The organism is Microbispora catharanthi, assembly GCF_006334915.2.
Lineage (GTDB): Bacteria > Actinomycetota > Actinomycetes > Streptosporangiales > Streptosporangiaceae > Microbispora > Microbispora catharanthi.
In genome coordinates, this window is record NZ_VDMA02000017.1 from 157082 (window position 1) to 177932 (window position 20851).

Annotated in this window: 22 protein-coding genes; 13 read left to right on the forward strand and 9 right to left on the reverse strand. The window is 70.5% G+C overall.

Annotated features, from left to right (window positions below; genetic code table 11):
* Positions 1-45 precede the first annotated feature (45 nt).
* Positions 46-681: a DUF3043 domain-containing protein gene (locus FH610_RS28975; RefSeq protein ID WP_139578188.1), complete on the reverse strand. Its 636-nt coding sequence runs from the start codon at positions 679-681 to the stop codon at positions 46-48.
* A 147-nt stretch (positions 682-828) separates the two neighbouring features.
* On the opposite strand from FH610_RS28975, the gene FH610_RS28980 reads away from it, so the two are divergent.
* Genes FH610_RS28980 through FH610_RS29000 form a run of 5 tightly spaced genes read left to right on the forward strand, consistent with a single transcriptional unit; the run spans position 829 to position 4119 of the window.
* Complete coding sequence (locus tag FH610_RS28980) at positions 829-1629, forward strand: PspA/IM30 family protein (protein WP_139578189.1); 801 nt, start codon at positions 829-831, stop codon at positions 1627-1629.
* Positions 1626-1904, forward strand: coding sequence for a PspA-associated protein PspAA (gene pspAA / locus FH610_RS28985; RefSeq protein ID WP_030508884.1), 279 nt, complete (start codon positions 1626-1628; stop codon positions 1902-1904). The genes FH610_RS28980 and pspAA overlap by 4 nt, the downstream gene beginning before the upstream one ends.
* Positions 1904-2794, forward strand: a complete 891-nt coding sequence (htpX, locus tag FH610_RS28990) for a zinc metalloprotease HtpX (protein WP_139578190.1) — start codon at positions 1904-1906, stop codon at positions 2792-2794. Before pspAA ends, htpX begins: the two co-directional genes overlap by 1 nt.
* A 13-nt stretch (positions 2795-2807) precedes the next feature.
* Positions 2808-3356, forward strand: a complete 549-nt coding sequence (pspAB, locus tag FH610_RS28995; protein ID WP_139578191.1) for a PspA-associated protein PspAB — start codon at positions 2808-2810, stop codon at positions 3354-3356.
* Positions 3357-3372: 16 nt separating this feature from the next.
* Positions 3373-4119: a maleylpyruvate isomerase N-terminal domain-containing protein gene (locus FH610_RS29000; protein WP_139578192.1), complete on the forward strand. Its 747-nt coding sequence runs from the start codon at positions 3373-3375 to the stop codon at positions 4117-4119.
* Positions 4120-4196: 77 nt separating this feature from the next.
* Here the strand turns inward: FH610_RS29000 and nadA are convergent, their stop codons facing one another.
* Positions 4197-5351, reverse strand: a complete 1155-nt coding sequence (gene nadA / locus FH610_RS29005) for a quinolinate synthase NadA (RefSeq protein ID WP_205826147.1) — start codon at positions 5349-5351, stop codon at positions 4197-4199.
* 195 nt (positions 5352-5546) lie between these two features.
* Here nadA and erpA point away from each other — a divergent pair, with 195 nt between their 5' ends.
* Both erpA and FH610_RS29015 read left to right on the forward strand, forming a co-directional pair.
* Positions 5547-5900, forward strand: a complete 354-nt coding sequence (gene erpA / locus FH610_RS29010; RefSeq protein ID WP_036321717.1) for an iron-sulfur cluster insertion protein ErpA — start codon at positions 5547-5549, stop codon at positions 5898-5900.
* A gap of 199 nt (positions 5901-6099) precedes the next feature.
* Positions 6100-7086, forward strand: a complete 987-nt coding sequence (locus FH610_RS29015) for a carbohydrate kinase family protein (protein ID WP_139578194.1) — start codon at positions 6100-6102, stop codon at positions 7084-7086.
* 10 nt (positions 7087-7096) lie between these two features.
* On the opposite strand, the gene FH610_RS45330 is transcribed toward FH610_RS29015, so the two are convergent.
* Positions 7097-7318, reverse strand: a complete 222-nt coding sequence (locus FH610_RS45330) for a sulfurtransferase TusA family protein (RefSeq protein WP_225898452.1) — start codon at positions 7316-7318, stop codon at positions 7097-7099.
* 92 nt (positions 7319-7410) lie between these two features.
* On the reverse strand, positions 7411-8544 hold the full coding sequence (locus FH610_RS29025; protein WP_139578196.1) for a cysteine desulfurase family protein: 1134 nt from the start codon (positions 8542-8544) through the stop codon (positions 7411-7413).
* Positions 8545-8731: 187 nt separating this feature from the next.
* Here FH610_RS29025 and ctaC point away from each other — a divergent pair, with 187 nt between their 5' ends.
* The 4 genes from ctaC to FH610_RS29045 all read left to right on the forward strand — a co-directional run bounded on the left by ctaC (position 8732) and on the right by FH610_RS29045 (position 12930).
* Positions 8732-9562, forward strand: a complete 831-nt coding sequence (ctaC, locus tag FH610_RS29030) for an aa3-type cytochrome oxidase subunit II (protein WP_139578197.1) — start codon at positions 8732-8734, stop codon at positions 9560-9562.
* Entirely contained in the window at positions 9559-11223 is a 1665-nt protein-coding gene (gene ctaD / locus FH610_RS29035) for an aa3-type cytochrome oxidase subunit I (RefSeq protein WP_240809256.1), read from the forward strand. Before ctaC ends, ctaD begins: the two co-directional genes overlap by 4 nt.
* Positions 11220-11615 carry a cytochrome c oxidase subunit 4 gene (locus tag FH610_RS29040; RefSeq protein ID WP_139578199.1) on the forward strand — a complete coding sequence of 132 codons (396 nt, stop codon included), beginning with the start codon at positions 11220-11222 and terminating at the stop codon, positions 11613-11615. The genes ctaD and FH610_RS29040 overlap by 4 nt, the downstream gene beginning before the upstream one ends.
* A 142-nt stretch (positions 11616-11757) precedes the next feature.
* Positions 11758-12930: a L,D-transpeptidase gene (locus tag FH610_RS29045; RefSeq protein WP_139578200.1), complete on the forward strand. Its 1173-nt coding sequence runs from the start codon at positions 11758-11760 to the stop codon at positions 12928-12930.
* On the opposite strand, the gene FH610_RS29050 is transcribed toward FH610_RS29045, so the two are convergent.
* Both FH610_RS29050 and FH610_RS29055 read right to left on the reverse strand, forming a co-directional pair.
* On the reverse strand, positions 12884-14077 hold the full coding sequence (locus FH610_RS29050) for an acyltransferase family protein (protein ID WP_205826148.1): 1194 nt from the start codon (positions 14075-14077) through the stop codon (positions 12884-12886). The genes FH610_RS29045 and FH610_RS29050 overlap by 47 nt on opposite strands.
* The gene (locus FH610_RS29055) at positions 14067-15137 is read right to left on the reverse strand and encodes an alpha/beta hydrolase (RefSeq protein ID WP_240809257.1); all 1071 of its coding nucleotides are present in this window, start codon (positions 15135-15137) and stop codon (positions 14067-14069) included. Before FH610_RS29055 ends, FH610_RS29050 begins: the two co-directional genes overlap by 11 nt.
* Positions 15138-15271: 134 nt before the next feature.
* Between FH610_RS29055 and FH610_RS29060 the strand changes: the two genes are divergently transcribed.
* Both FH610_RS29060 and FH610_RS29065 read left to right on the forward strand, forming a co-directional pair.
* Complete coding sequence (locus FH610_RS29060; protein WP_139578202.1) at positions 15272-16498, forward strand: sensor histidine kinase; 1227 nt, start codon at positions 15272-15274, stop codon at positions 16496-16498.
* A complete protein-coding gene (locus FH610_RS29065; protein WP_139578203.1) occupies positions 16495-17148 on the forward strand; it encodes a response regulator in 654 nt (217 codons plus the stop codon). Before FH610_RS29060 ends, FH610_RS29065 begins: the two co-directional genes overlap by 4 nt.
* A gap of 186 nt (positions 17149-17334) precedes the next feature.
* Here the strand turns inward: FH610_RS29065 and qcrB are convergent, their stop codons facing one another.
* The 3 genes from qcrB to qcrC are packed head-to-tail and all read right to left on the reverse strand — an operon-like array spanning position 17335 to position 20848.
* Complete coding sequence (gene qcrB, locus FH610_RS29070) at positions 17335-18966, reverse strand: cytochrome bc1 complex cytochrome b subunit (RefSeq protein WP_139578204.1); 1632 nt, start codon at positions 18964-18966, stop codon at positions 17335-17337.
* Positions 18963-20042, reverse strand: a complete 1080-nt coding sequence (gene qcrA / locus FH610_RS29075) for a cytochrome bc1 complex Rieske iron-sulfur subunit (RefSeq protein ID WP_139578205.1) — start codon at positions 20040-20042, stop codon at positions 18963-18965. Before qcrA ends, qcrB begins: the two co-directional genes overlap by 4 nt.
* Positions 20039-20848: a cytochrome bc1 complex diheme cytochrome c subunit gene (qcrC, locus tag FH610_RS29080; protein ID WP_139578206.1), complete on the reverse strand. Its 810-nt coding sequence runs from the start codon at positions 20846-20848 to the stop codon at positions 20039-20041. Before qcrC ends, qcrA begins: the two co-directional genes overlap by 4 nt.
* Between the last annotated feature and the right edge of the window lie 3 nt (positions 20849-20851).

A 20851-nucleotide genomic window follows, 5' to 3' on the forward strand; every position in this document is an offset into this window, starting at 1 on the left:
TCAGGCGGCCGAGGCTAGGCGGCCGGGGTCAGGCGGCCGTGCGGGTCACTTCTTCGCGCCGGCCGTGTTCTTGAGGGCGACCGGGAGGCCTCCGGGCAGGACGGCCGGCTTGGGGAAGCGCAGGCGGCGCATCTGGGACGAGCGCATCGCCGCGTAGAAGCCCACGCCCTTGAGGTCCTCGCCCGGGAACTTCGCCGCCGCCTCCTTCTTCACCTTCGTGGCCACGTAGAACGAGCTCGCCAGCACGAGCACCATCACGACCGGCAGCGACAGCGTGTAGACCAGCATGACGGCCGAGCGGACCGGGATCGGGAACGGCACCATCGACAGCAGCATGATGACGAACACGACGGGCAGGAAGTACTGCCCCGGCAGCCGCCGCGCGTCCACCCAGTCGCGGGCGAACTTGCGCACCGGGCCGCGGTCGCGTGCCGGCAGCGCCCGTTCGTCGCCGCGTAGCAGGGCTTCGCGCTGCTTGCCGCGTAGCGCCTTGTCGCGCTCGCGCGCCAGGCGGTAGGCCTCCTTGCGGTTGGCCGGAGCGGTCACCGGGGAGCGGCGGCGGCCCTGCGCCTCGCTCCTCTTCGGGGTGGGACGGCCCTTACCCGGGGTGCCGTGGGGCTTAGGATCCTCTACAGGGACGGGGGAGTCCTCCGCTGAGGTCTGGCTGCGACGTCGGAACACGTCGCCCAGCCTACCGGGAGTGCAACTTAGTGACGCCCTCGCGCGTTATGCGTAGGGTGAACCCAGGCGGCTACGCCGCCTGACAAGGGGCTTGAGACGGCTGGGGTCACCCACGCACAACCTTGGAGAAGGGGACGGCCGACGCGCATGAGCGTGATGAAGAGACTTTCCATGATCTTCAAGTCCAAGGCCAACAAGGCCCTGGACAAGATGGAGGATCCGCGGGAGACGCTGGACTATTCCTATCAGCGCCAGCTTGAGCTGCTGCAGAAGGTCCGCCGGGGCGTGGCCGACGTGGCCACCAGCCGCAAGCGGGTGGAGTTGCAGATCAACCAGCTCGAAGGGCAGGCCACGAAGCTGGAGAACCAGAGCAGGCAGGCCCTGTCGGCCGGGCGCGAGGATCTGGCCCGCGAGGCGCTGACCCGCCGCAACGGTCTCAACGCCCAGATCGCCGACCTGCGCATCCAGTACAGCAACCTGCAGGGCGAGGAGGAGAAGCTCACCCTCGCCAGCCAGCGGCTCCAGGCCAAGGTCGACTCCTTCCGTACGAAGAAGGAGACCATCAAGGCCACCTACACGGCGGCCGAGGCCCAGACGCGGATCAACGAGGCGTTCTCCGGCATCTCCGAGGAGATGGGCGACGTCGGCCTGGCCATCCAGCGGGCCGAGGACAAGACCGCGCAGATGCAGGCGCGCGCGGGCGCCATCGACGAGCTGCTGGCCAGCGGCGCGCTGGACGACTTCACCGGTCAGCGCGACGACATCCAGGCGGAGCTCGACCGCATGGGCGCCGGCTCGGACATCGAGCTGGAGCTCGCCAAGATGAAGGCCGAGCTCGGCCAGGGCCCGGCGCCCAGGAGCGCGATCGAGCCCGGCCAGCAGGGCCAGGCCGCCCCGTCCAGCCCGCAGCACACTCAGCAGCTGCGTCAGCCAGGGGAGGGACTGTGATCGTCAGAATCATGGGTGAGGGACAGGTCGAGATCGGCGCCGCCGACATCGACGTCCTCAACGAGCTCGACAGCGAGCTGGAAGCCGCGATCGAGTCGGACGACGAGACCGAGTTCCGCACCAAGCTGCACGCGCTCCTCGACAAGGTGCGTCACGTCGGCAAGGCCCTGCCGGACGACTCGCTGGAGCCGTCCGAGCTGATCCTGCCGCCGGCCGACGCCTCGATCGAGGAAGTGCGGGAGATGCTCGGGGACACCGGGCTCATCCCTGGCTGATGGCCTCCACGCGGTTCGCCCCTGATCGCGGCCTCACCGTCCGGATGACCGTGACGATGTTCCTGCTCGGGCTGCTCTACGTCGCGTTCGTGGCCGTCCTGGTCGCGGTGGGCGTACGTGCGGTCACCGTGCTCGTGATCGCCGGGGGTCTCCTGCTGGCGCAGTACTTCCTGTCCGACAAGATCGCGCTGTTCGCGATGCACGGGCGGGAGGTCTCCCCGCAGGAGGCCCCCGAGCTGCACGGGATCATCGACCGGCTGAGCGCGATGGCGGGGATGCCGAAGCCGCGGGTGGCGATCGCCGACTCGGACATCCCGAACGCGTTCGCCACCGGACGCAACCAGAAGAACTCGGTGGTCTGCGTGACCACCGGCATCCTGCGCAGGCTCGACGCGCGGGAGCTCGAAGGGGTGCTGGCCCACGAGATGTCCCACGTGGCCCACCGGGACGTGGCGGTGATGACGATCGCCTCGTTCCTGGGGGTCGTGGCCGGCCTGATGACGCGCTTCGCGCTCTACACCGGTCTGGGCGGCCGGAGGAACGACAACGGACCCCCGATCGGCCTGATCATCTTCGCGGTCTCCGGCCTGGTCTACGCCGTCAGCTTCCTGCTGACGCGGGCGCTGTCGCGCTACCGCGAACTGGCCGCCGACCGCGCGGGCGCGCTGCTGACGCAGCAGCCGAGCGCCCTGGCCAGCGCACTGGTCAAGATCAACGGCGACATCGGCAGGATCCCGACCAGGGATTTGCGCGAGGCGCAGCCGTTCAACGCCTTCTTCTTCGTGCCCGCCCTGTCGGGCCAGAGCGTCGCCTCGCTGCTGTCGACCCACCCGTCCCTGGAGCGCCGGCTGGACCAGCTCGCCAGGATCTCCACGGCACTGGGCCGCTGATGAGGAGGCGCTGATGGGCTGGTTCGACGCCCTGCTCGGCCGCTCCAAGCCCGCCAGGCCCGACCTGGACGCGCTGTTCGCCCTGCCGTCGGCCGCCGTCACGCTGCAGGCCGCCACCGGATTCGCCCCGGCGGGCACCGGCTCGGTGTGCTTCCGCGCCGCGGAGGGCGGCGCCTTCGCCCGGCTCGAACAGGACATCGAGGCCCTGATGGGCAGGGTCGACGTCTCCCGGGACTCCTACGGCTACACCTGGCTGCAGGTGCGCAACCCCGACGTGGCCGGGCTCGTGACCGATCTGCACGCCGCCAACTCGTCTCTGGAGTCGGCCGGGTTCGGCCCGTCGCTGCTGTGCTCGCTCGTCACCTTCGCCGACCCCTCGCACAGGAGGCTGGCGATCGTGTATCTCTACAAGCGCGGCACGTTCTACCCCTTCGCCCCCATCGGCGAACCGCGCCGCGACAACGCGCTGGAACTGCAGGTGCGCGGCGTCCTGGACCGCGAGCTCACGATCGAGCCCGAGCTCGCGAGCTGGTTTCCCGTCTGGGGCGCCCCCGGCCTCTGACCCTTCGGGAGTCCTCATGACCGAGTGGACCCACCTGCGGCACACCGAGGCCGCGGCCGCGGAGATCGGCCGGATGGCCGAGGCCGTACGGGGACGGGACGGCGCCACGCCCGTGCCGACCTGCCCGGGATGGGACCTCAGGGAGTTGGTCGAGCACACCGGCGCCATCCACCGGTGGGCGGCGGCCATGGTCCGGGACGCCACCCCGCGCCGGTACGACCGCGACGCCATGGACCACGGGCTGCCCGAGGACTTCTCCGGCTACGCCGACTGGCTGGCGGCGGGAGCCGTAGAGCTCACCGAGGCGCTGAAGGGCTGCGACCCGGACACCGAGGTGTGGGACTGGACGGGGGACCGCAGCGCCCGGTTCTGGTCGCGCCGTCAGCTCCACGAGACGGTCGTCCACCGCGCCGACGCCGAGATCGCCCTCGGCCTGACCCCCGGCGTGGACGAGGACGTCGCGCTCGACGGTGTCGAGGAGTTCTTCGACCTGCTTCCGCACGCCCGGTGGCGGCCGCTCGTCGCCGAGCTCAGGAGCGACGGGAAGGCGATCTCCTGGCGGACCGACACGGGCTGGGCCTGGCTCGTCCGGCTCACCCCCGAGGGGTTCACCTACGAGAGGTCCGACGCCCCGGCCGACGTCGTCGTACACGCGCCGACGACCGGGGACCTGATGCTGACGCTGTGGAACCGGCGCGAGCCCGACGCGGTCCACGGCGACGACGAGCTGCTGCGATTCTGGCGCGAGCGCGCCAAGATCTGAAGCCGGGACCTGAGGACAGGGTCTGAAGACGCGGGCGCCCCCGGGAGATCCGGGGCGCCCGCGTCGCAGGGCCACGACTACGGCAGGGCCAGCATGCGGTCGAGGGCGACCTTGGCCCAGTGGGTGGTGTCCGCGTCGACGGTGATCTGGTTGACGACCTCGCCGTCGGCCAGCGACTCCAGCGCCCAGACCAGGTGCGGCAGGTCGATGCGGTTCATGGTGGAGCAGTAGCACACGGTCCTGTCGAGGAACGTGATGGTCTTGTCGGAGAACCGGTCGGCCAGGCGGCGCACCAGGTTCAGCTCCGTTCCGACGGCCCAGGAGGACCCGGCCGGGGCCTCCTCCAGCTTGCGGATGATGTACTCGGTCGAGCCGACGAAGTCGGCCTTGGTCACGACCTCGTGGCGGCACTCGGGGTGCACGAGCACGTTCACCCCGGGAATGCGGGCCCGCACCTCGTCCACGCACGCGGCGGAGAAGCGCCCGTGGACCGAGCAGTGGCCCTTCCACAGGATCATCTTCGCGTTCTCCAGCTGCTCCCGGGTGAGGCCGCCGTTCGGGCGGTGCGGGTTGTAGACCACGCAGTCGTCCAGCGACAGCCCCATCTCCAGCACGGCCGTGTTGCGGCCCAGGTGCTGGTCGGGCAGGAACAGCACCTTCTCGCCCTGCTCGAAGGCCCAGTCGAGGGCGCGCTTCGCGTTCGAGGAGGTGCACACGGCGCCGCCGTGCCGTCCGCAGAACGCCTTGATGTCCGCGCTGGAGTTCATGTAGGTGATCGGCACCACCCGGTCGGCGATGCCGGCGTCCTCCAGGGCGTCCCAGCAGTCCTCGACCTGGGTGAAGGTCGCCATGTCGGCCATCGAGCAGCCGGCGGCCAGGTCGGGGAGCACGACCTTCTGCGTGTCACCGGTCAGGATGTCGGCCGACTCGGCCATGAAGTGGACACCGCAGAACACGATGTACTCCGCCTCGGGCCGGGCGGCGGCCTCGCGGGCGAGCTTGAACGAGTCGCCGGTCACGTCGGCGAACTGGATGACCTCGTCACGCTGGTAGTGGTGACCGAGCACGAACAACCGGTCGCCAAGCCGCTCCTTGGCCACGCGGGCGCGCTCCACGAGGGTCGGATCGGACGCGGGAGGCAGCTCGCCCGGGCAGTCGACGCCGCGTTCGCTGTGCGGGTCGGTGCCCTGGCCGAGGATGAAGAGCGGAAGGCCGGTCTCGGTGATCGTCACGACCACACCCCCTCGGGGACTTATCGTCTAACTGACGACTAATCATTACACATCACCTCGCCTGGTTCGTCGCACGGTTGCCCGTGATGCACGTGGAATGTGTAGGGCTTCACGGGTGTTGGTAGCGTCTAGGTAGGACGTCGGAACCAATCGACCGCCCCGAAGGGCGGTTGGCGCAGACGCGGGAGTCAGCACATGACGGTTGAGAGCAGCGAGACCACTCAGCAGGGCCTGATCCTGACTGACGCGGCCGCCGCCAAGGTCAAGAGCCTGCTCGAGCAGCAGGGCGAGGAAGGGCTTCAGCTTCGGGTGGCCGTCCAGCCGGGTGGCTGTTCCGGCCTGCGTTACCAGCTCTTCTTCGACGACCGCTCGATGGACGGCGACGTGGTCTCCACCTTCGGCGGCGTGAACGTCGTCACCGACCGGATGAGCGCGCCGTACCTCGTCGGGGCCACGGTCGACTTCGTGGACACCATCGAGAAGCAGGGCTTCACCATCGACAACCCCAACGCGACGGGGTCGTGCGCGTGCGGCGACTCGTTCAACTGACGAGCGCGTCGTTCGACTGACGGCGAGCGCGCGCCCGGCGGCGCCGGGCTCGTGCCGCGGTGGAGCGTGGGTCGAGCGCCCCGTACGGATCGTTCCGTGCGGGGCGTCGTCATGTCACGAGACGGTACGCTCAGTAGGTTCGGCGGGATCAACGTCCCCGCCCTGTCTCTCTGATGCTGACAACGAGGAGAATGACCCCGTGCGCATCGCCGTCACCGGCTCCATCGCCACCGACCACTTGATGACGTTCCCCGGCCGCTTCGGCGACCAGCTCATCGCCGAGCAGCTCGACCGGGTGTCGTTGTCGTTCCTCGTCGACGATCTGCAGATCCGCCGTGGCGGATGCGCGGCCAACATCACGTTCGGCATGGGCTGCCTGGGGCTCACCCCGGTCCTCGTCGGCGCCGTCGGCACCGACTTCGCCGACTACCGCTCCTGGCTGGAGCGCCACGGCGTCGACTGCGCCTCGGTGCACATCTCCGAGCTGCACCACACGGCGCGCTTCCTGTGCACCACGGACGAGGACCACAACCAGATCGCGTCGTTCTACACCGGTGCGATGGCCGAGGCGAGGGAGATCGAGCTGGGCCCGATCGCCGAGCGTCTCGGCGGGCTCGACCTCGTGCTGATCAGCCCCAACGACCCGGCGGCGATGCTGCGGCACACCGACGAGGCGCGCCGTCGGGGCATCCCGTTCGCCGCCGACCCGTCGCAGCAGCTCGCCCGCATGCCGGGGGAGGAGATCCGCCAGCTCGTGGAGGGCGCGGCGTACCTGTTCAGCAACGACTACGAGCTCGGGCTGATCGAGCAGAAGACCGGCTGGTCCGGCGAGGAGATCCTCGACCGGGTCGGCGTCCGGGTGACCACCCTCGGGCCCAAGGGCGCCAGGATCGACCGGAAGGGCGAGCCGTCACTGCACATCTCGCCGGCTCCGGAGCTGGGCAAGGCCGACCCGACCGGCGTCGGCGACGCCTTCCGCGCCGGTTTCCTCGCGGGCGTCGCCTGGGGACTGCCGCTGGAGCGCTGCGGCCAGATCGGCAACCTCACCGCCACCCACGTGCTCGAGCAGGTCGGCTGCCAGGAGTACAAGCTGGGCCAGCGCGTCTTCCTGGAGCGCTTCGCCGCGGCGTACGGCTCCGAGGCGGCCGACGAGGTGGGCGCGCACGCCCGCTGCCACTACGCCTGAAAACAGGCTCTCAGTAGTTGCGGCGCACGTGGATGGACCAGCCGCCCTGCGGCAGCTCGTAGCTTCCCACGTGCTCGTGTGACTTCAACCGGCACCAGGCCGGGACGTCGGTGAACGCGGCGGGGTCGTCGGCCAGCACGGCGACCACGCCGCCCGTCGCCACCTGGTTGATCCGCTCGGCCAGCATGATGATCGGGATCGGGCACTTGCGGCCCAGCGCGTCGATCGTCAGCGCGGGCGGCTCCGCCGGCTGGACCGGCTCGGCGGGCTCGGCCTGAGCCGCCTCGGGAGACCGCCGGGCGCCGCCCGTCCGTCTGCGCCACATCAGTGCACCCCCAAGCTCGACCGGATCCGCCGCACGATGTCCGGGAGCACCGCGAGGAAACGATCGATGTCGTCCTCGGACGCGCCACGGGGCAGCGATACCCGCACATTCCCATGCGTAAGCACGCCCATTGCCTCCAGAACATGCGATGGACGAAGCGTACTCGCCGTGCAGGAGCTGCCGGACGAGACGGCGAAACCGGCCTTGTCGAGCTCGGTCAGCAGCGCCTCGCCCTCGACGTACAGACAGGAGAACGTCACGACGTGCGGCAGCCGCAGGACCGGGTCTCCGACGACCTCCACATCGGGCACCAGGCGGGGCACCTCGGCGCGGATCCGGTCGACCAGGGCGGACAGCCGCCGCCCCTCGGCCTCCGCCTCCTCGGCCCGGGCGCGCAGCGCCGCGGCGGCGGCCACGATCGCGGGCACGTTCTCGAACCCCGGCACGCGCCGCCGCTCCCGCTCGTCCTCGGGCAGCGGCGAGCGCCAGCGCACGCCCTTGCGCACCGCCAGCACACCCACCCCGGCCGGGCCGCCCCACTTGTGCGCGCTCGCGGTGAGGACCGACCAGCCCTCGGGGACCGGCAGGCGGCCCGCCGACTGCGCGGCGTCGACCAGCAGCGGCACGCCCGCCTCCCGGCACGCCCGCGCCGCCTCCTCCACCGGCTGAAGGGTCCCCACCTCGTGGTTGGCCGTCTGCAGGCACGCCAGGGCCGTACCGGGCCGCGCGACAGCCTCGGCGAACGCGCCCGCGTCCACCCGGCCCGTACGGCTCACGCCCACGATCTCCACCTCGCCGCCGGCGCGCTCGTGGACCTCGCCCGCGTGCAGGACGCTCGAGTGCTCGACGGCGCCCGCCACCAGGCGGGTGCCGGCCCGGCGGCGGCCGGCCAGCGTGCCGAGCACTCCCAGGTGGACGGCCTGCGTCCCCGACGAGGTGAACGACACCTCGTCGGGCCGGGCGCCGATCAGTTCGGCTACCTCTGCCCTCGCGCGCTCCAGTAACATCTGGGCGCGGCGCGCCGTGCCGTACAGGCGGGCGGGATCGGCCCAGCCGGCGTCGATCGCCGCCAGCAAGGCGTCACGGGCCGCGGGATGGAGAGGTTCGGTCGAAGCCGCGTCCAGGTAGGCCACAGTTAGGACATTAACGGGGGCTGCTCAGAGGGGCGGCGCCGGTCCGCGCTAATGTGTCCCCCAGCGTGAACTCAACCAAGTAAAGGGCAGACCGGCCACAAGGCTGGTGCCGGTCTCACCCAAGGGTCAATTGGAAAAACCGCCCAGGAGAGGAACTCTTGGGCTTCATCTGTGGGGTAGGCGATCCGTGAGTCCGACCCGCCGTACGACACGGCGACCGTGGGCACGCCGCCGGTTGCCCGGAGCCGCCGCCCTGGCGCTGCTGGTGGCGTCCGGGACGGCGTGTAGCAACCAGGCGATCGATCAGTGGTCCCGTGGGGGCATGCCGGAAGGTGTCACCAAGCAGGCCGACATCGTCCAGACGCTCTGGAACGGGAGCTGGATCGCGGCTCTCGCCACCGGCGTGGTCGTCTGGGGACTGATCCTGTGGGCGTGCATCTTCCATCGGAAGAAGAAGAACAGCCCCGATCAGCTGCCTCCGCAGGTGCGCTACAACCTGCCGATCGAGATCCTCTACACGGTGGTCCCGGTCATCATGGTCGCGGTCTTCTTCTACTTCACGGCCCGTGACGAGACCGAGATCACGCGGATCACCAAGGCCGCCCCGGTCAAGGTCGCGGTCGAGGGCTACCAGTGGAGCTGGCGCTTCACGACCGAGTACCAGGGCCAGAAGGCCGTGGTCGCGGGCGTGCCGGTGGACCTCAGCAAGCAGAGCGCGGAGAACCCGCAGGGTCCGCAGCTCGTGCTGCCGGTCAACACCCAGGTGCAGTTCGACCTGCACTCGCCCGACGTCATCCACTCGTTCTGGGTGCCGGCGTTCCTGTTCAAGCAGGACGTCTTCCCGGGCAACGTGCACAACCACTTCCAGATCACGACGCTCAACAAGACGGGCGTCTTCGTCGGCCGATGCGCCGAGCTCTGCGGCACCGACCACAGCAAGATGCTGTTCTCCGTGAAGCTCGTGCCGCAGGCCGAATTCGACCAGTACATCAAGAGCCAGGCGGGGAGTGCGCAGTGACCGCCATCCAGGAACCGGCCGGCATCGTCGCCCGGCCGTACACCAAGGGCACGGTCATCGCCAAGTGGCTGTCCTCGACCGACCACAAGGTGATCGGGCACCTCTACCTGATCACGTCGTTCGTGTTCTTCCTCATCGGCGGCCTCATGGCGCTGGTGATGCGGGCCGAGCTCGCGCAGCCGGGGCTGCAGGTCGTGTCGAACGAGCAGTTCAACCAGCTGTTCACGATGCACGGCACGATCATGCTGCTCATGTTCGCGACGCCGCTGTTCGCCGGCTTCGCCAACGAGCTGATGCCGCTGCAGATCGGCGCCCCTGACGTGGCCTTCCCCCGGCTGAACATGGTGAGCTACTGGCTCTACCTGTTCGGCAGCACGATCGCCGTGCTGGGCTTCTTCACCCCGAACGGGTCCGCGTCGTTCGGCTGGACCGCGTACGCGCCGCTGTCGAACGCGGTCACCTCGCCCGGCCTCGGCAGCGACTTCTGGGTCCTGGGCCTGGCGATGTCCGGTCTCGGCACCATCCTCGGCGCGGTGAACTTCATCACCACGATCCTCACCATGCGCGCCCCCGGCATGACGATGTTCCGGATGCCGATCTTCACCTGGAACATCCTGCTGACCAGCATCCTGGTACTGCTGGCCTTCCCGGTGCTGGCCGCCGCGCTGCTCGCCCTGGAGGCCGACCGCAAGCTGGGCGCGCACATCTTCGACTCGCCCACCGGCGGGGCGATGCTGTGGCAGCACCTGTTCTGGTTCTTCGGGCACCCCGAGGTCTACATCATCGCGCTGCCGTTCTTCGGCATCATCACCGAGATCCTTCCGGTCTTCAGCCGTAAGCCGATCTTCGGGTACATCGGCCTGGTCGGCGCGACCATCGCCATCGCGGGCCTGTCGGTCACCGTGTGGGCGCACCACATGTTCGTCACCGGACAGGTGCTGCTGCCGTTCTTCTCGTTCATGACGTTCCTCATCGCCGTACCGACCGGTGTGAAGTTCTTCAACTGGATCGGCACAATGTGGCGGGGACACCTGTCGTTCGAGGCGCCGATGCTGTTCGCGGTCGGCTTCCTGGTGACCTTCCTGTTCGGTGGTCTGACCGGTGTCATCCTGGCGTCGCCCCCGCTCGACTTCCACATCAGCGACACCTACTTCGTCGTGGCCCACTTCCACTACGTGGTCTTCGGCACCGTGGTGTTCGCGATGTTCGCCGGGTTCTACTTCTGGTGGCCCAAGTTCACCGGCAAGATGCTGAACGACAAGATCGGCAAGCTCCACTTCTGGCTGCTGTTCTTCGGCTTCCACCTGACCTTCCTGGTGCAGCACTGGCTGGGCGTCATCGGCTTCCCCCGCCGCTACGCCGACTACTCGGCGTCCGACGGCTTCACCGACCTGAACATGGTCTCCTCGGCCGGCGCGCTCCTGCTGGGCCTGTCCACCCTGCCGTTCTTCTACAACGTCTGGGTGACGTGGCGTAAGGCTCCCAAGGTCACCGTGGACGACCCGTGGGGCTTCGGCGGCTCGCTCGAGTGGGCGACCTCCTGCCCGCCGCCGCGGCACAACTTCCTGTCGCTGCCGCGGATCCGGTCCGAGCGCCCGGCGTTCGACCTCAAGTACCCGCACATCACCGCCAAGCCGGAGCTGGTGGAGGAGTCCCGATGAAGATCCAGGGATGGATGTTCCTGCTCTGCGGCATCTTCTTCGCCGCCGCGGACGTGGTCTACTGGTTCTGGTCCAAGGAGCCGACCGGCACCACCGCCATGGCGATCTCCGTCGGCCTGGCCCTCATGATCGGCTACTACCTGCTGTTCACCGCGCGCCGCATCGGCGACCAGCCGGAGGACAACAAGGAAGCCGAGATCAGCGACGGCGCGGGCGAGATCGGCTTCTACAGCCCGCACAGCTGGTGGCCGCTGTTCGTGTGCCTGTCGGCCGCGCTCACGTTCTTCGGCTTCGCGGTCGGCTGGTGGCTGTTCTTCATCGGCCTGTTCTGCACGGTCATGAGCATGATCGGGTTCGTGTTCCAGTACTACCGGGGCAACTTCTCGCACTGAGTGCGTGAACCCCCGCTGGGCGGCCGGTCGGCGATCTCGCCGACCGGCCGTTCGCGTTCTTTGCCGGCACGCGGCCCCCGGACTGCCCGAACGGTACGTCACCAGGGAATAACCCCCGGAAAGCGACGCTAGGGGGACGGACGTGCGTGCTGGTGCGGGGGCGCTGGCCCTTCTCGTGATGGTTGCCGGGTGTTCCACTTCGGGCGGGCGGGACGAGGATCGAGGCTCCGGGACGGCGATCAGCATCAGCCCGCTCGACGGCGCCGCCGACCTGCCGCCCGAGCTTCCGATCCTGATCGGCGCGGCGGGCGGCAAGCTCACCCACGTGGCCGTACAGGCCGCGGGACGGCCCGTCGCGGGCGTCTTCAGCCCCGACCGCACCCAGTGGCGCAGCGAGCGTCCCATGGCCCCGGGGACGGCCTACAGCGTCGAGGCGACGGCCGCGGGCCCCGGCGGCTCGGCCACCAGGACCGTCCGCTTCGCCACGAAACAGGCCGCCAAGACCTTCGGCATCTCCACCCTGCTGCCCAACAAGCAGGACACCGGCCTGACGGTCGGCGTCGGCATGCCGATCATCATCACCTTCGACAAGCCGGTCACCGACCGCGTGTCCGTCGAGCGCAACCTGATCGTGCAGGCGTCCAAGCCCATCGACGGCGCCTGGCACTGGCTCGACGACAAGAACGTGGTCTTCCGCCCCGAGAAGTACTGGCCGACGTACACGAAGGTCCGTGTCACCGCGCGCCTGGCCGGCATCAGGGGCGGCGAGGGCATGTACGGCAAGCAGGACTACGTCAGGGACTTCGAGGTCGGCCGTTCGCAGATCAGCGTCGCCAACACCCAGACCCACTACATGAAGATCGAGCGGGACGGCAAGCAGATCAAGAACATGCCGATCAGCGCGGGCATGGGCGACGTGCTCCGCCACCACACCACCAGCGGGATCCACGTGGCGATGTCCAGGGAGGACGTCACGGTCATGACCTCGCCGGACGCCTCGCCGGGGCAGGCCGGTTACTACGAGACGACGGTGTACAACAGCGTCCGCATCTCCAACACCGGCGAATACGTCCACGGCGCTCCGTGGTCCGTCGGCGACCAGGGCAACTCCAACGTCAGCCACGGCTGCGTGAACGTCAGCCCGGAGAACGCCAAGTGGTTCAAGAACAACACCCTGATCGGCGACCCGATCATCGTGACCGGGACGCCGCGCAGGCTGGAGGCGACCAACGGCTGGAGCTACTGGCAGGACTCCTGGCCGGCCTGGCTCAAGCGGAGCCGCCTGCGCGCCGCTCCCGCCGAGGCCCTCCTCTGAGCGGCTTTCCGCCACCGCGTGGGCCGCGCGTCTCGTGGCGGCGGAATGCCGCCCAGCACACCGCCAGGGCCGCCGCGAACGCCGGCAACCACGCCAGACGGGCGGCCACCCAGCCGGGATCGCCGGGGACGGTGTGCAGGCCGGGCAGCGCCCCGCCCGCGAGCCGCAGGGCCGCCGCCGTGACCGCGATCATCGCGGTCTGGTGCCACAGGAAGATCGTCATCGCGGAGAGGTTGGCCGCCGCCACGAGCGCCCAGGCGGCGGGACGGCGCAGCACCCGCCGCAGCGGCCCGGACAGCACCAGGGCCGCCCCGCACTGGGCCAGCCCGAACGCGACGGCCGCCAGCGTGGGCGGGGACTGGTTGGAGACCGGCGCGCCCGGCACCCCGACCATGGACGCCGGATAGCCGGCCCACAGGACGAGACCGGCGGTGGCGGCGGCCCCGCCGAGCAGCAGCGCCCATCCGGTCACCCGGCCGTCCAGCCGCCCGCGCGCCCAGAGGGCGCCCAGGCAGTACGGCACCAGCCAGCCGGTCGCCACGTTGATCCAGCCGACCCAGGACGGCCCGCCCAGACCGAACCTGACGAGGTCGGCCACCGCGACGGCGGCGAGCGGCCACACCGGGTGCAGCCGGGCGGCGAGCGGGGTCGCCGCCGTCAGCGCCGCGAAGACCAGCAGGAACCACATCGGCGACCACACCAGCTTGACCAGTGCGTACACGGTTCCGGGGTCGGCTCCCCAGGCGAGCATCGCGACCGCCGCCGCGCTCCACACCCCCAGCACGGGCACGACGGGGCGGAACAGGCGGGCCATCCGGGCGGCGGCCCACCGCCCGGGACCCACGCCCCGGCCCCGCGCGCGGCCGTGGCTCTCGACGGCCACCCGCCCGCCCACGAAGAAGAACACGGCCATGGTCTGGAACAGCCAGGAGACGGGCGCGAGCTGCGGCATGTACTTCAACGGGCTGGTCACGCGAAGGACGCCGCTGTCGGCGACCGGGGCGGTCACCAGCCAGTGGCCGAGCACCACACCGGCGATGGCGAGGGCACGCAGCGCGTCGACGGCGCGGTCGCGCGGTGTCTCCACGGCGCGGTCGCGCGGGGCCGGTGTCGCCTCCTCGGCACGCCGGACGAGGTCACGAAACATGGCTCACCTCGGCGGGAGCATGCCCCGACACGATCCGGGCGATGTTCGCCAGCGCGGGCGATCCGTCTTTCAGATAGTCGCTGTGACCGCCGTCGCCCGCGGCGAAGATCCGGGCGCCGAACCGGGGATCCATGGGATCCTCCCCGAGCCCGACGGTGGCGAAGGGCAGGCGCACCGCCGCGTGCGGCAGATCGGCGACCCAGTCCCCGGTGCCGCGGGCGGCCCACACGGCCGCCCGGGTGCCCATCGCCGCAACGTCGTCCACGCCCGCGCCTGGGCTGCCGTACAGGACGATGTCCGCGACGTTCAGCCCGGGCGCGGCCCGGCCGCACAGCACGCCGCCGTACGAGTGACACAGCAGGCTGATGCGGGCGGCGGGCTTGAGCCGGGCCAGGTCGCGGACGAAGGCACGCAGTGCGGGGACGGCCTCGTCCGCGCGGCCGGGAGTCAGCGCCTGGAGGCTCACGGTGCTCGGGGTCCGGTATCCGAGCCAGGCGACGACGGCCCCCCGGCCGCCGGTCGCCCGCTGCAGCCGCATCGAGCCGGCCCGCAGGAGCCCGTACGTGTCGAGGCCGGTGCCGGAGCCGGGGACGACCACCGCGATACGGTCGGCGGTGGCCAGATCGCCGAACACTTCGGCGGCACGGCCGCCGTCGCGGCCGTCGAAGGACAGGAAGTGCCGGGCGGGATCGGCCATCGTCCGCAGCATCGCGGCCCGCCAAGGGTGACCGGCGGCCCTGGCGGTCCGCATCGCCGCCTCGATCGCACCGCGGGTCGCGGCGAACCGCTCGGCCAGGCTCGCGGCGGTCACGGCGCGCAGCGGGGGCAGGGGCGGCGGGACGGGCGCGGGGACCGCCTCGGGACGTGCCGCGCCGGCCACCGGGACGGCGAGTGCGGCGGCGACGAGTGCGGCGAGCAGCCTCCGGCGCAGGCGGCCACCGGCCGCGCCGGGGCGAGGGGGTGCGAGCGGGCCGCGGCGTGCGCCCGTGCCGCCGCGGGGGAGGGGGAGCGGCGGCGGTGGGCGGTCGTCGGCGCCCGTTGGCTGTGCGGTGTCGATCACCCGGTTCACGGTGCCGTGCGGCGCGTCTCCACCGCATCCGACCACCAGGGACATTCGCCGCTACACCGGTCAGACCGCGGATGTAGACCCCTGGTCGGATGCCCGCAAAAGGGACGCCCGGCTACGCTCTGACGATGCAGGCGCCCCCGAGTTCCCTTCTGAAGCGGCTGCCGCCCGGGGTCTGGGTGGTCCTCGCCTGGTGTGGCGGCATGGCGTTCACGTTCCTGATGCGGCTGCGACTACCCGGCGAGTGGTACCCCGCCGAGCGCCCGGGGGCGCAGTTCTTCCAATGGGAGGGCCAGGTCCCCATGGCGGTGGCCACCGCACTCGCGCCGGCCGGGGGCGCCCTGCTGCGCCGCCGCCCGCTGCCGGCCCTGGTCCTGCTGCTCGCCGCGTCCGTTCTCGGGACGATGCCCCTGGGCGTGGCGGAGATTCCGCTGCCCCAGTTCCTCGCGGCCGAGGTCGCGGTGTTCTTCATCGCCGCCGGGCGGCCGCGCGCGACCGGCGTCGTCGCCGTTGTCATGGCCCTCGCCGTGCTGGGCGGCTATCTGGCGGTGCGGTTGGTGTGCGGGTGGCCGATCGGGGCGTCGTCCGAGACGGCCGTGGCCCTGACGACCGTCATCGCCTGGCTGCTCGGCAGTTCGGCGCGAGAGTCCCGCACGCACGCGGAGGAACTGCGCGCCCGCGCCGCGACCCAGGCGGTCACCGACGAGCGGCTCAGGATCGCCCGTGAGCTGCACGACATGGTCGCCCACAGCATCGGCGTCATCGCGCTCCAGGCAGGCGCGGCACGGCGGGTCATCGACACCCAACCGGAGCGGGCACGGGAGGCGCTCGGCGAGATCGAGACGGCCGGTCGCCGGACGCTGTCGGGGCTGCGCCGGATGCTCGGCGGGCTGCGGGGCCCCGAGCAGGGGCGCCCGGCGCCGTCCGGGCCCCCGGGAGCGGCACCTCTGGGATCGGGGCATCTGGAGCCGGCCTTCGGCCTCGCCGACGTCGACCGGCTGGCCGCCACGATCACGGAGGCGGGCGTATGGGTCGACGTACGGCGGTCGGGCGAGCCTCGCCCACTGCCGCCGGAGATCGAGGTGTCGGCCTACCGCATCATCCAGGAGGCCGTCACCAACGTGGTGCGTCACGCCGGCACGGCGTCGTGCCGGGTGTCGATCGGCTACCGGGACGACGAGGTGCGCATCGAGGTTCTCGACGACGGGCGCGGCGGTGACACCGGAGGAGGTTACGGCCTGATCGGGATGCGCGAGCGGGTCGGCGCCCTACACGGGACCTTCGCCGCCGGTCCGCGTCCCGAGGGGGGCTTCCGGGTCGAGGCCCGGCTGCCCGTGTCCGCGGGAGTGCGATGACCGTCCGCGTGCTGCTCGCCGACGACCAGCCTCTGGTCCGCGCCGCCCTGCAGATGGTGATCGCCGACGCGCCCGACCTCGACCTGGCCGGGGAGGCGGGCACCGGCGCGGAGGCGGTGCGGATGGCGGAGGACGCCGAGCCCGACGTCGTGGTGATGGACATCCGCATGCCCGGCATGGACGGCATCGAGGCCACCCGGCTGATCACCGCGGGCTGCGGCGCCCAGGTTCTCGTCCTGACGACCTTCGACGACGACGAGTACGTCTACGGCGCGCTGCGCGCCGGGGCGTCCGGGTTCCTCGTCAAGGACATGGCTCTGGACGACATCCTCGCCGCCATCCGGGTGGTCGCCGCCGGTGAGGCCCTGATCGCCCCGCGCGTGACCCGCCGGCTGATCGAGGAGTTCGCGGGACGTCCGGCGCCCGGCCCGCGGCCTCGGCGGGCCACAGGGCTCACCGAGCGGGAGGCCGAGGTGCTGACCCTCGTCGGGCGCGGCCTGTCCAACGCGGAGATCGCCGCCGAGCTGTTCATCAGCGCCGCCACCGTCAAGACGTACGTGACGCGGCTGCTCGCCAAGCTCGGCGCCCGCGACCGCGTGCGGCTGGTCATCATCGCCTACGAGACGGGCCTCGTGTCACCGACCGGCTGAGCCCGGGAAAGCGCCCCGATGAGCGAAGCGGGAAACACCGAGCGAGCCGGAGGGGCGCGCCCATGCACGCCTCCGGCATGACCGGCGGATCCAAGCGTCCCGATGGGCGACGCGGGAAACACAGCGGCCCGGCGGGGGAGTGGTTCCCCCTGCCGGGCCGCTTCGTGCCGGTCGGTCAGATGCCCGTCAGTGGAGCTCCTTGCGGTCGCCGGCGCCGACGCCCGCGTGCTCCTCTGCGTGCTCTTCCTCGTGGTGGCCGTCGGTCAGTGGGACCCGGTCGGTCCCGTACGCCTGGCTCATCTTGGTGCGGAGCCGGCCGATCGCGCTGCGGGCGCCCTTGGGCGGGATGCCCTCGCCGTCCTCGGCGCTCTCGAGAACCGGGATCTCCTTCTTGCCGCGGATGTGCTCGGCGATGTCCTCCGCCGGCGGCGTGTGGACCTCGATGTACTGGCCGTTCGGCAGTCGCTTGATGACGCCGGACTCCACGCCGTGGGACAGCACCTCGGCGTCCTTGCGCTGGAGGCCGATGCACATCCGGTAGGTAACCCAGTAGGCGATGGCCGGGCCGACGAAAATGGCGATCCGCCCGAACCAGGTCGTCGTGTACAGGTCGAGGTGGAAGTTCGCCGAGAGTTCGTCGTTGGCACCCAGCAGCCACAGGATGCCGTAGAACGTCATGCCCGAGATGCCGATCGCGGTGCGGTGCGGGTTGTTGCGCGGCCGGTCGGCGACGTGGTGCTCGCGGCGGTCGCCCGTGATCCACTGCTCCAGGAACGGATACAGCGCCAGGCCCGTCATGACGAGGCCCAGTGGCACCAGCGCCGGGATCAGCACGCTCAGCGTCACCGTGTGGCCGAGGAAATTGATCTCCCACGACGGCATGAGGCGGAGCGCGCCCTCCAGGAAGCCCATGTACCAGTCGGGCTGGGAGCCGGCCGAGATGTCCGCCGGTGTGTACGGCCCGAACAACCAGATCGGGTTGATCTGGGCGAACGTGCCGAGCAGCGCGATGACGCCGAACGTGAACAGGAAGAACGCGCCCGACTTGATCATGAAGGCCGGGTAGAACGGCGCGCCCACCACGTTCTTGTCGGTCCTGTTCTTGCCCGGCATCTGCGTGTGCTTCTGCACCCACATGAGGATCATGTGCGCCGAGACGAGCGCGAGCAGGATGCCCGGGATCAGCAGGATGTGGATCGAGTAGAACCGCGAGATGACGTCGTGGCCCGGGTATTCGCCGCCGAACAGGAAGAACGAGACGTAGGTGCCCACGATCGGGATCGACTGGGCGACGCCCTGGGTGATCCGCAGACCCGCGCCGGAGAGCAGGTCGTCGGGGAGGGAGTAGCCGGTGAGGCCCTCGAGGAGCGCCAGCGAGAGCAGGAGGATGCCGATGATCCAGTTGAGCTCGCGCGGCTTGCGGTACGCCCCGGTGAAGAAGATCCGGAGCATGTGCACCGTCATGCCGCCCACGAACAGCAGCGCCGACCAGTGGTGGATCTGCCGCATCAGCAGACCGCCACGGACGTCGAAGCTGATGTGCAGCGCCGAGGCGTAGGCCTCCGACATCCTCACGCCGTACAGCGGGGCGTAGTTGCCCGTGTACGTGACCTCGCCCATACCCGGCTTGAACCAGAACGTCAGGAACGTACCGGTCAGCAGCAGGATGATGAACGAGTAGAGCGCGATCTCCCCCAGGAGGAACGACCAGTGGTCGGGGAAGATCTTCCTCAGGTTGCGCTTGAGGAAGTTCCCCGCGCCGATGCGGTCGTCGAGGAACGTCGACGGGCCTGCGATGGCCTTCGGGGGAGCATTCATGATGCGTTCTCCCTAGCTTCGGCTTCGGCGTCGCCACGCTCCCAGAAGCTGGGACCGACGGGGACCTTGAAGTCCGACTTCGCGACGAGGTAGCCCTCCCCGTCGATTCCGATGGGGAGCTGCGGCAGCGGCCGGGCGGCGGGGCCGAAGACGACCCTCGCTCCGTCCGCCGCGTCGAAGGTCGACTGGTGGCACGGGCAGAGGATGTGGTGCGTCGTCTGCTCGTAGAGAGCCGCCGGGCAGCCCACGTGGGTGCAGATCTTGGAGTAGGCGACGATGCCGTCGTGCGTCCAGTTGAGGTTCGTGCCGGACTTGAGCTCCTCCGGACGGAACTTCAGCAGGATCAGCGTCGCCTTGGCCAGCGCGTTCAGGTCCTCCTCGTAGCCCTCGGGGACCACGGAGAGGATGCCGCCGGGCGAGTTGAAGTCGGCCGCGCGGATCGGCTGGCCGGAGCCCTCGACCACGAGGCGGCGCGGCTTGCCGTCCTTGGTGGGCTCGCCCCAGACGGTGTGCCTGAGCGAGGTCCCGGGAAGCGGGCCGAGGTCCTTCAGCAGCACCAGCGGGGCCAGGCCCAGCGGAGCGGCGGCCAGCAGCAGCGTGCGGCGCAGCAGCCTGTGCTTGACGAACCCGCTCTCGTCGGCGCCCTGGAGGAAGGTCTCCTGGACGTATTCGCGCGTGTCGTCGTCGGAGCGCATCTCGTGGCGCTCCTGGACGAGGTTGTACTTCGGCATGATCTGCCGCACCCAGACCGTGAGGCCCGCGGCCAGCGCGAGCAGGGCCAGGGCCAGGGTGCCGCCGAGTGCGAGGTTCGACGTGGCCGTCTTGCTGATCGAACCGACCTGGAAGATCACGTACGAGGCGATGAAGCCCGCCCCGGCCAGGAAGGTGATCAGGAACAGCAGTGCGACGAGGCGCTCGGCCTTGCGGGCCTTGACGGGGTCCTGCGGGATCACGCCGGGAACGCCCTCGGGCGCGTGGATCGGGTCGCTGTCGACGATCGGCGCGTCTGCGGGCGGCGTGCCGAGGACACGCGTCCGCACGCGCCCGCTCTCGGGGTACTCGTTCTGCTCTGTCATGCCGCCCGTCGCTTCTTCGCTGTGATCCAGATGGAGGCCAGGATCAGGAGGCTGAGACCCACGACCCACGCTACAAGGCCCTCGGTGACGGGACCGATTCGGCCCAGACCCGAACCGCCCGGGTCGACCTGCGACCGCACGTGGGTGATGTACGCGATCATGTCGCGCTTCTGCTCCGGCGTGATCGTCGAGTCGTTGAACACCGGCATCGCCTGCGGGCCGGTGGCCATCGCCTCGTAGATCTGCGTCGGCGTCGCCGGGTTCAGCGGCGGCGCGTACTTGCCATAGGTCAGCGCGCCGCCGGCGCCCACGAAGTTGTGGCACTGGATGCAGTTGGCGCGGAAGAGCTCGCCACCCTTGGCCGGGTCACCCTTGGCCGGGTCGACCTGCTCGGCGCTGGGCACCGTCGGGCCGCCGCCCAGCGACTGGACGTACGCCGCGAGCTGGTCGACGGCCTGGTCGGTCGCCCACTCCGCGCGCGGCTTGCGCGGGGCCTGGGGACCCGCGTCGGCGGCGGGCATGCGGCCGCTGCTCACCTGGAAGTTCACGGCGGCGGCTCCGACGCCGATGAGCGTCGGAGCCTTCTTGGTGCCCTCGGCGTTCATGCCGTGGCAGCTCGCGCAGTGCGCCACGAAGAGGCTCTTGCCCTGCGCCACGTCGTCGGCCTTGCCGGACGCGATCGCGGCGTCCGCGGTGCTGCCGTTCGGCGCCGCGAGCGCGTAGCCGCCGCCGAGCAGGCCCAGCGCGAGCGCCAGGACGGCGACTCGCGCGAGGGGATGGCGCCGTCGGGCGGTGATGGAGTTCACCGA

What these genes read in the sequence shown, in the direction of transcription:
- FH610_RS29060 (WP_139578202.1), top strand. Translation starts at nt 15,272, where the DNA reads ATGCAGGCGCCCCCGAGTTCCCTTCTGAAGCGGCTGCCGCCCGGGGTC.
- htpX (WP_139578190.1), top strand. Translation starts at nt 1,904, where the DNA reads ATGGCCTCCACGCGGTTCGCCCCTGATCGCGGCCTCACCGTCCGGATG.
- qcrB (WP_139578204.1), bottom strand. Translation starts at nt 18,966, where the DNA reads ATGAATGCTCCCCCGAAGGCCATCGCAGGCCCGTCGACGTTCCTCGAC.
- FH610_RS29065 (WP_139578203.1), top strand. Translation starts at nt 16,495, where the DNA reads ATGACCGTCCGCGTGCTGCTCGCCGACGACCAGCCTCTGGTCCGCGCC.
- qcrA (WP_139578205.1), bottom strand. Translation starts at nt 20,042, where the DNA reads ATGACAGAGCAGAACGAGTACCCCGAGAGCGGGCGCGTGCGGACGCGT.
- FH610_RS29040 (WP_139578199.1), top strand. Translation starts at nt 11,220, where the DNA reads ATGAAGATCCAGGGATGGATGTTCCTGCTCTGCGGCATCTTCTTCGCC.
- FH610_RS29050 (WP_205826148.1), bottom strand. Translation starts at nt 14,077, where the DNA reads ATGTTTCGTGACCTCGTCCGGCGTGCCGAGGAGGCGACACCGGCCCCG.
- FH610_RS28980 (WP_139578189.1), top strand. Translation starts at nt 829, where the DNA reads ATGAGCGTGATGAAGAGACTTTCCATGATCTTCAAGTCCAAGGCCAAC.
- pspAB (WP_139578191.1), top strand. Translation starts at nt 2,808, where the DNA reads ATGGGCTGGTTCGACGCCCTGCTCGGCCGCTCCAAGCCCGCCAGGCCC.
- FH610_RS29000 (WP_139578192.1), top strand. Translation starts at nt 3,373, where the DNA reads ATGACCGAGTGGACCCACCTGCGGCACACCGAGGCCGCGGCCGCGGAG.
- erpA (WP_036321717.1), top strand. Translation starts at nt 5,547, where the DNA reads ATGACGGTTGAGAGCAGCGAGACCACTCAGCAGGGCCTGATCCTGACT.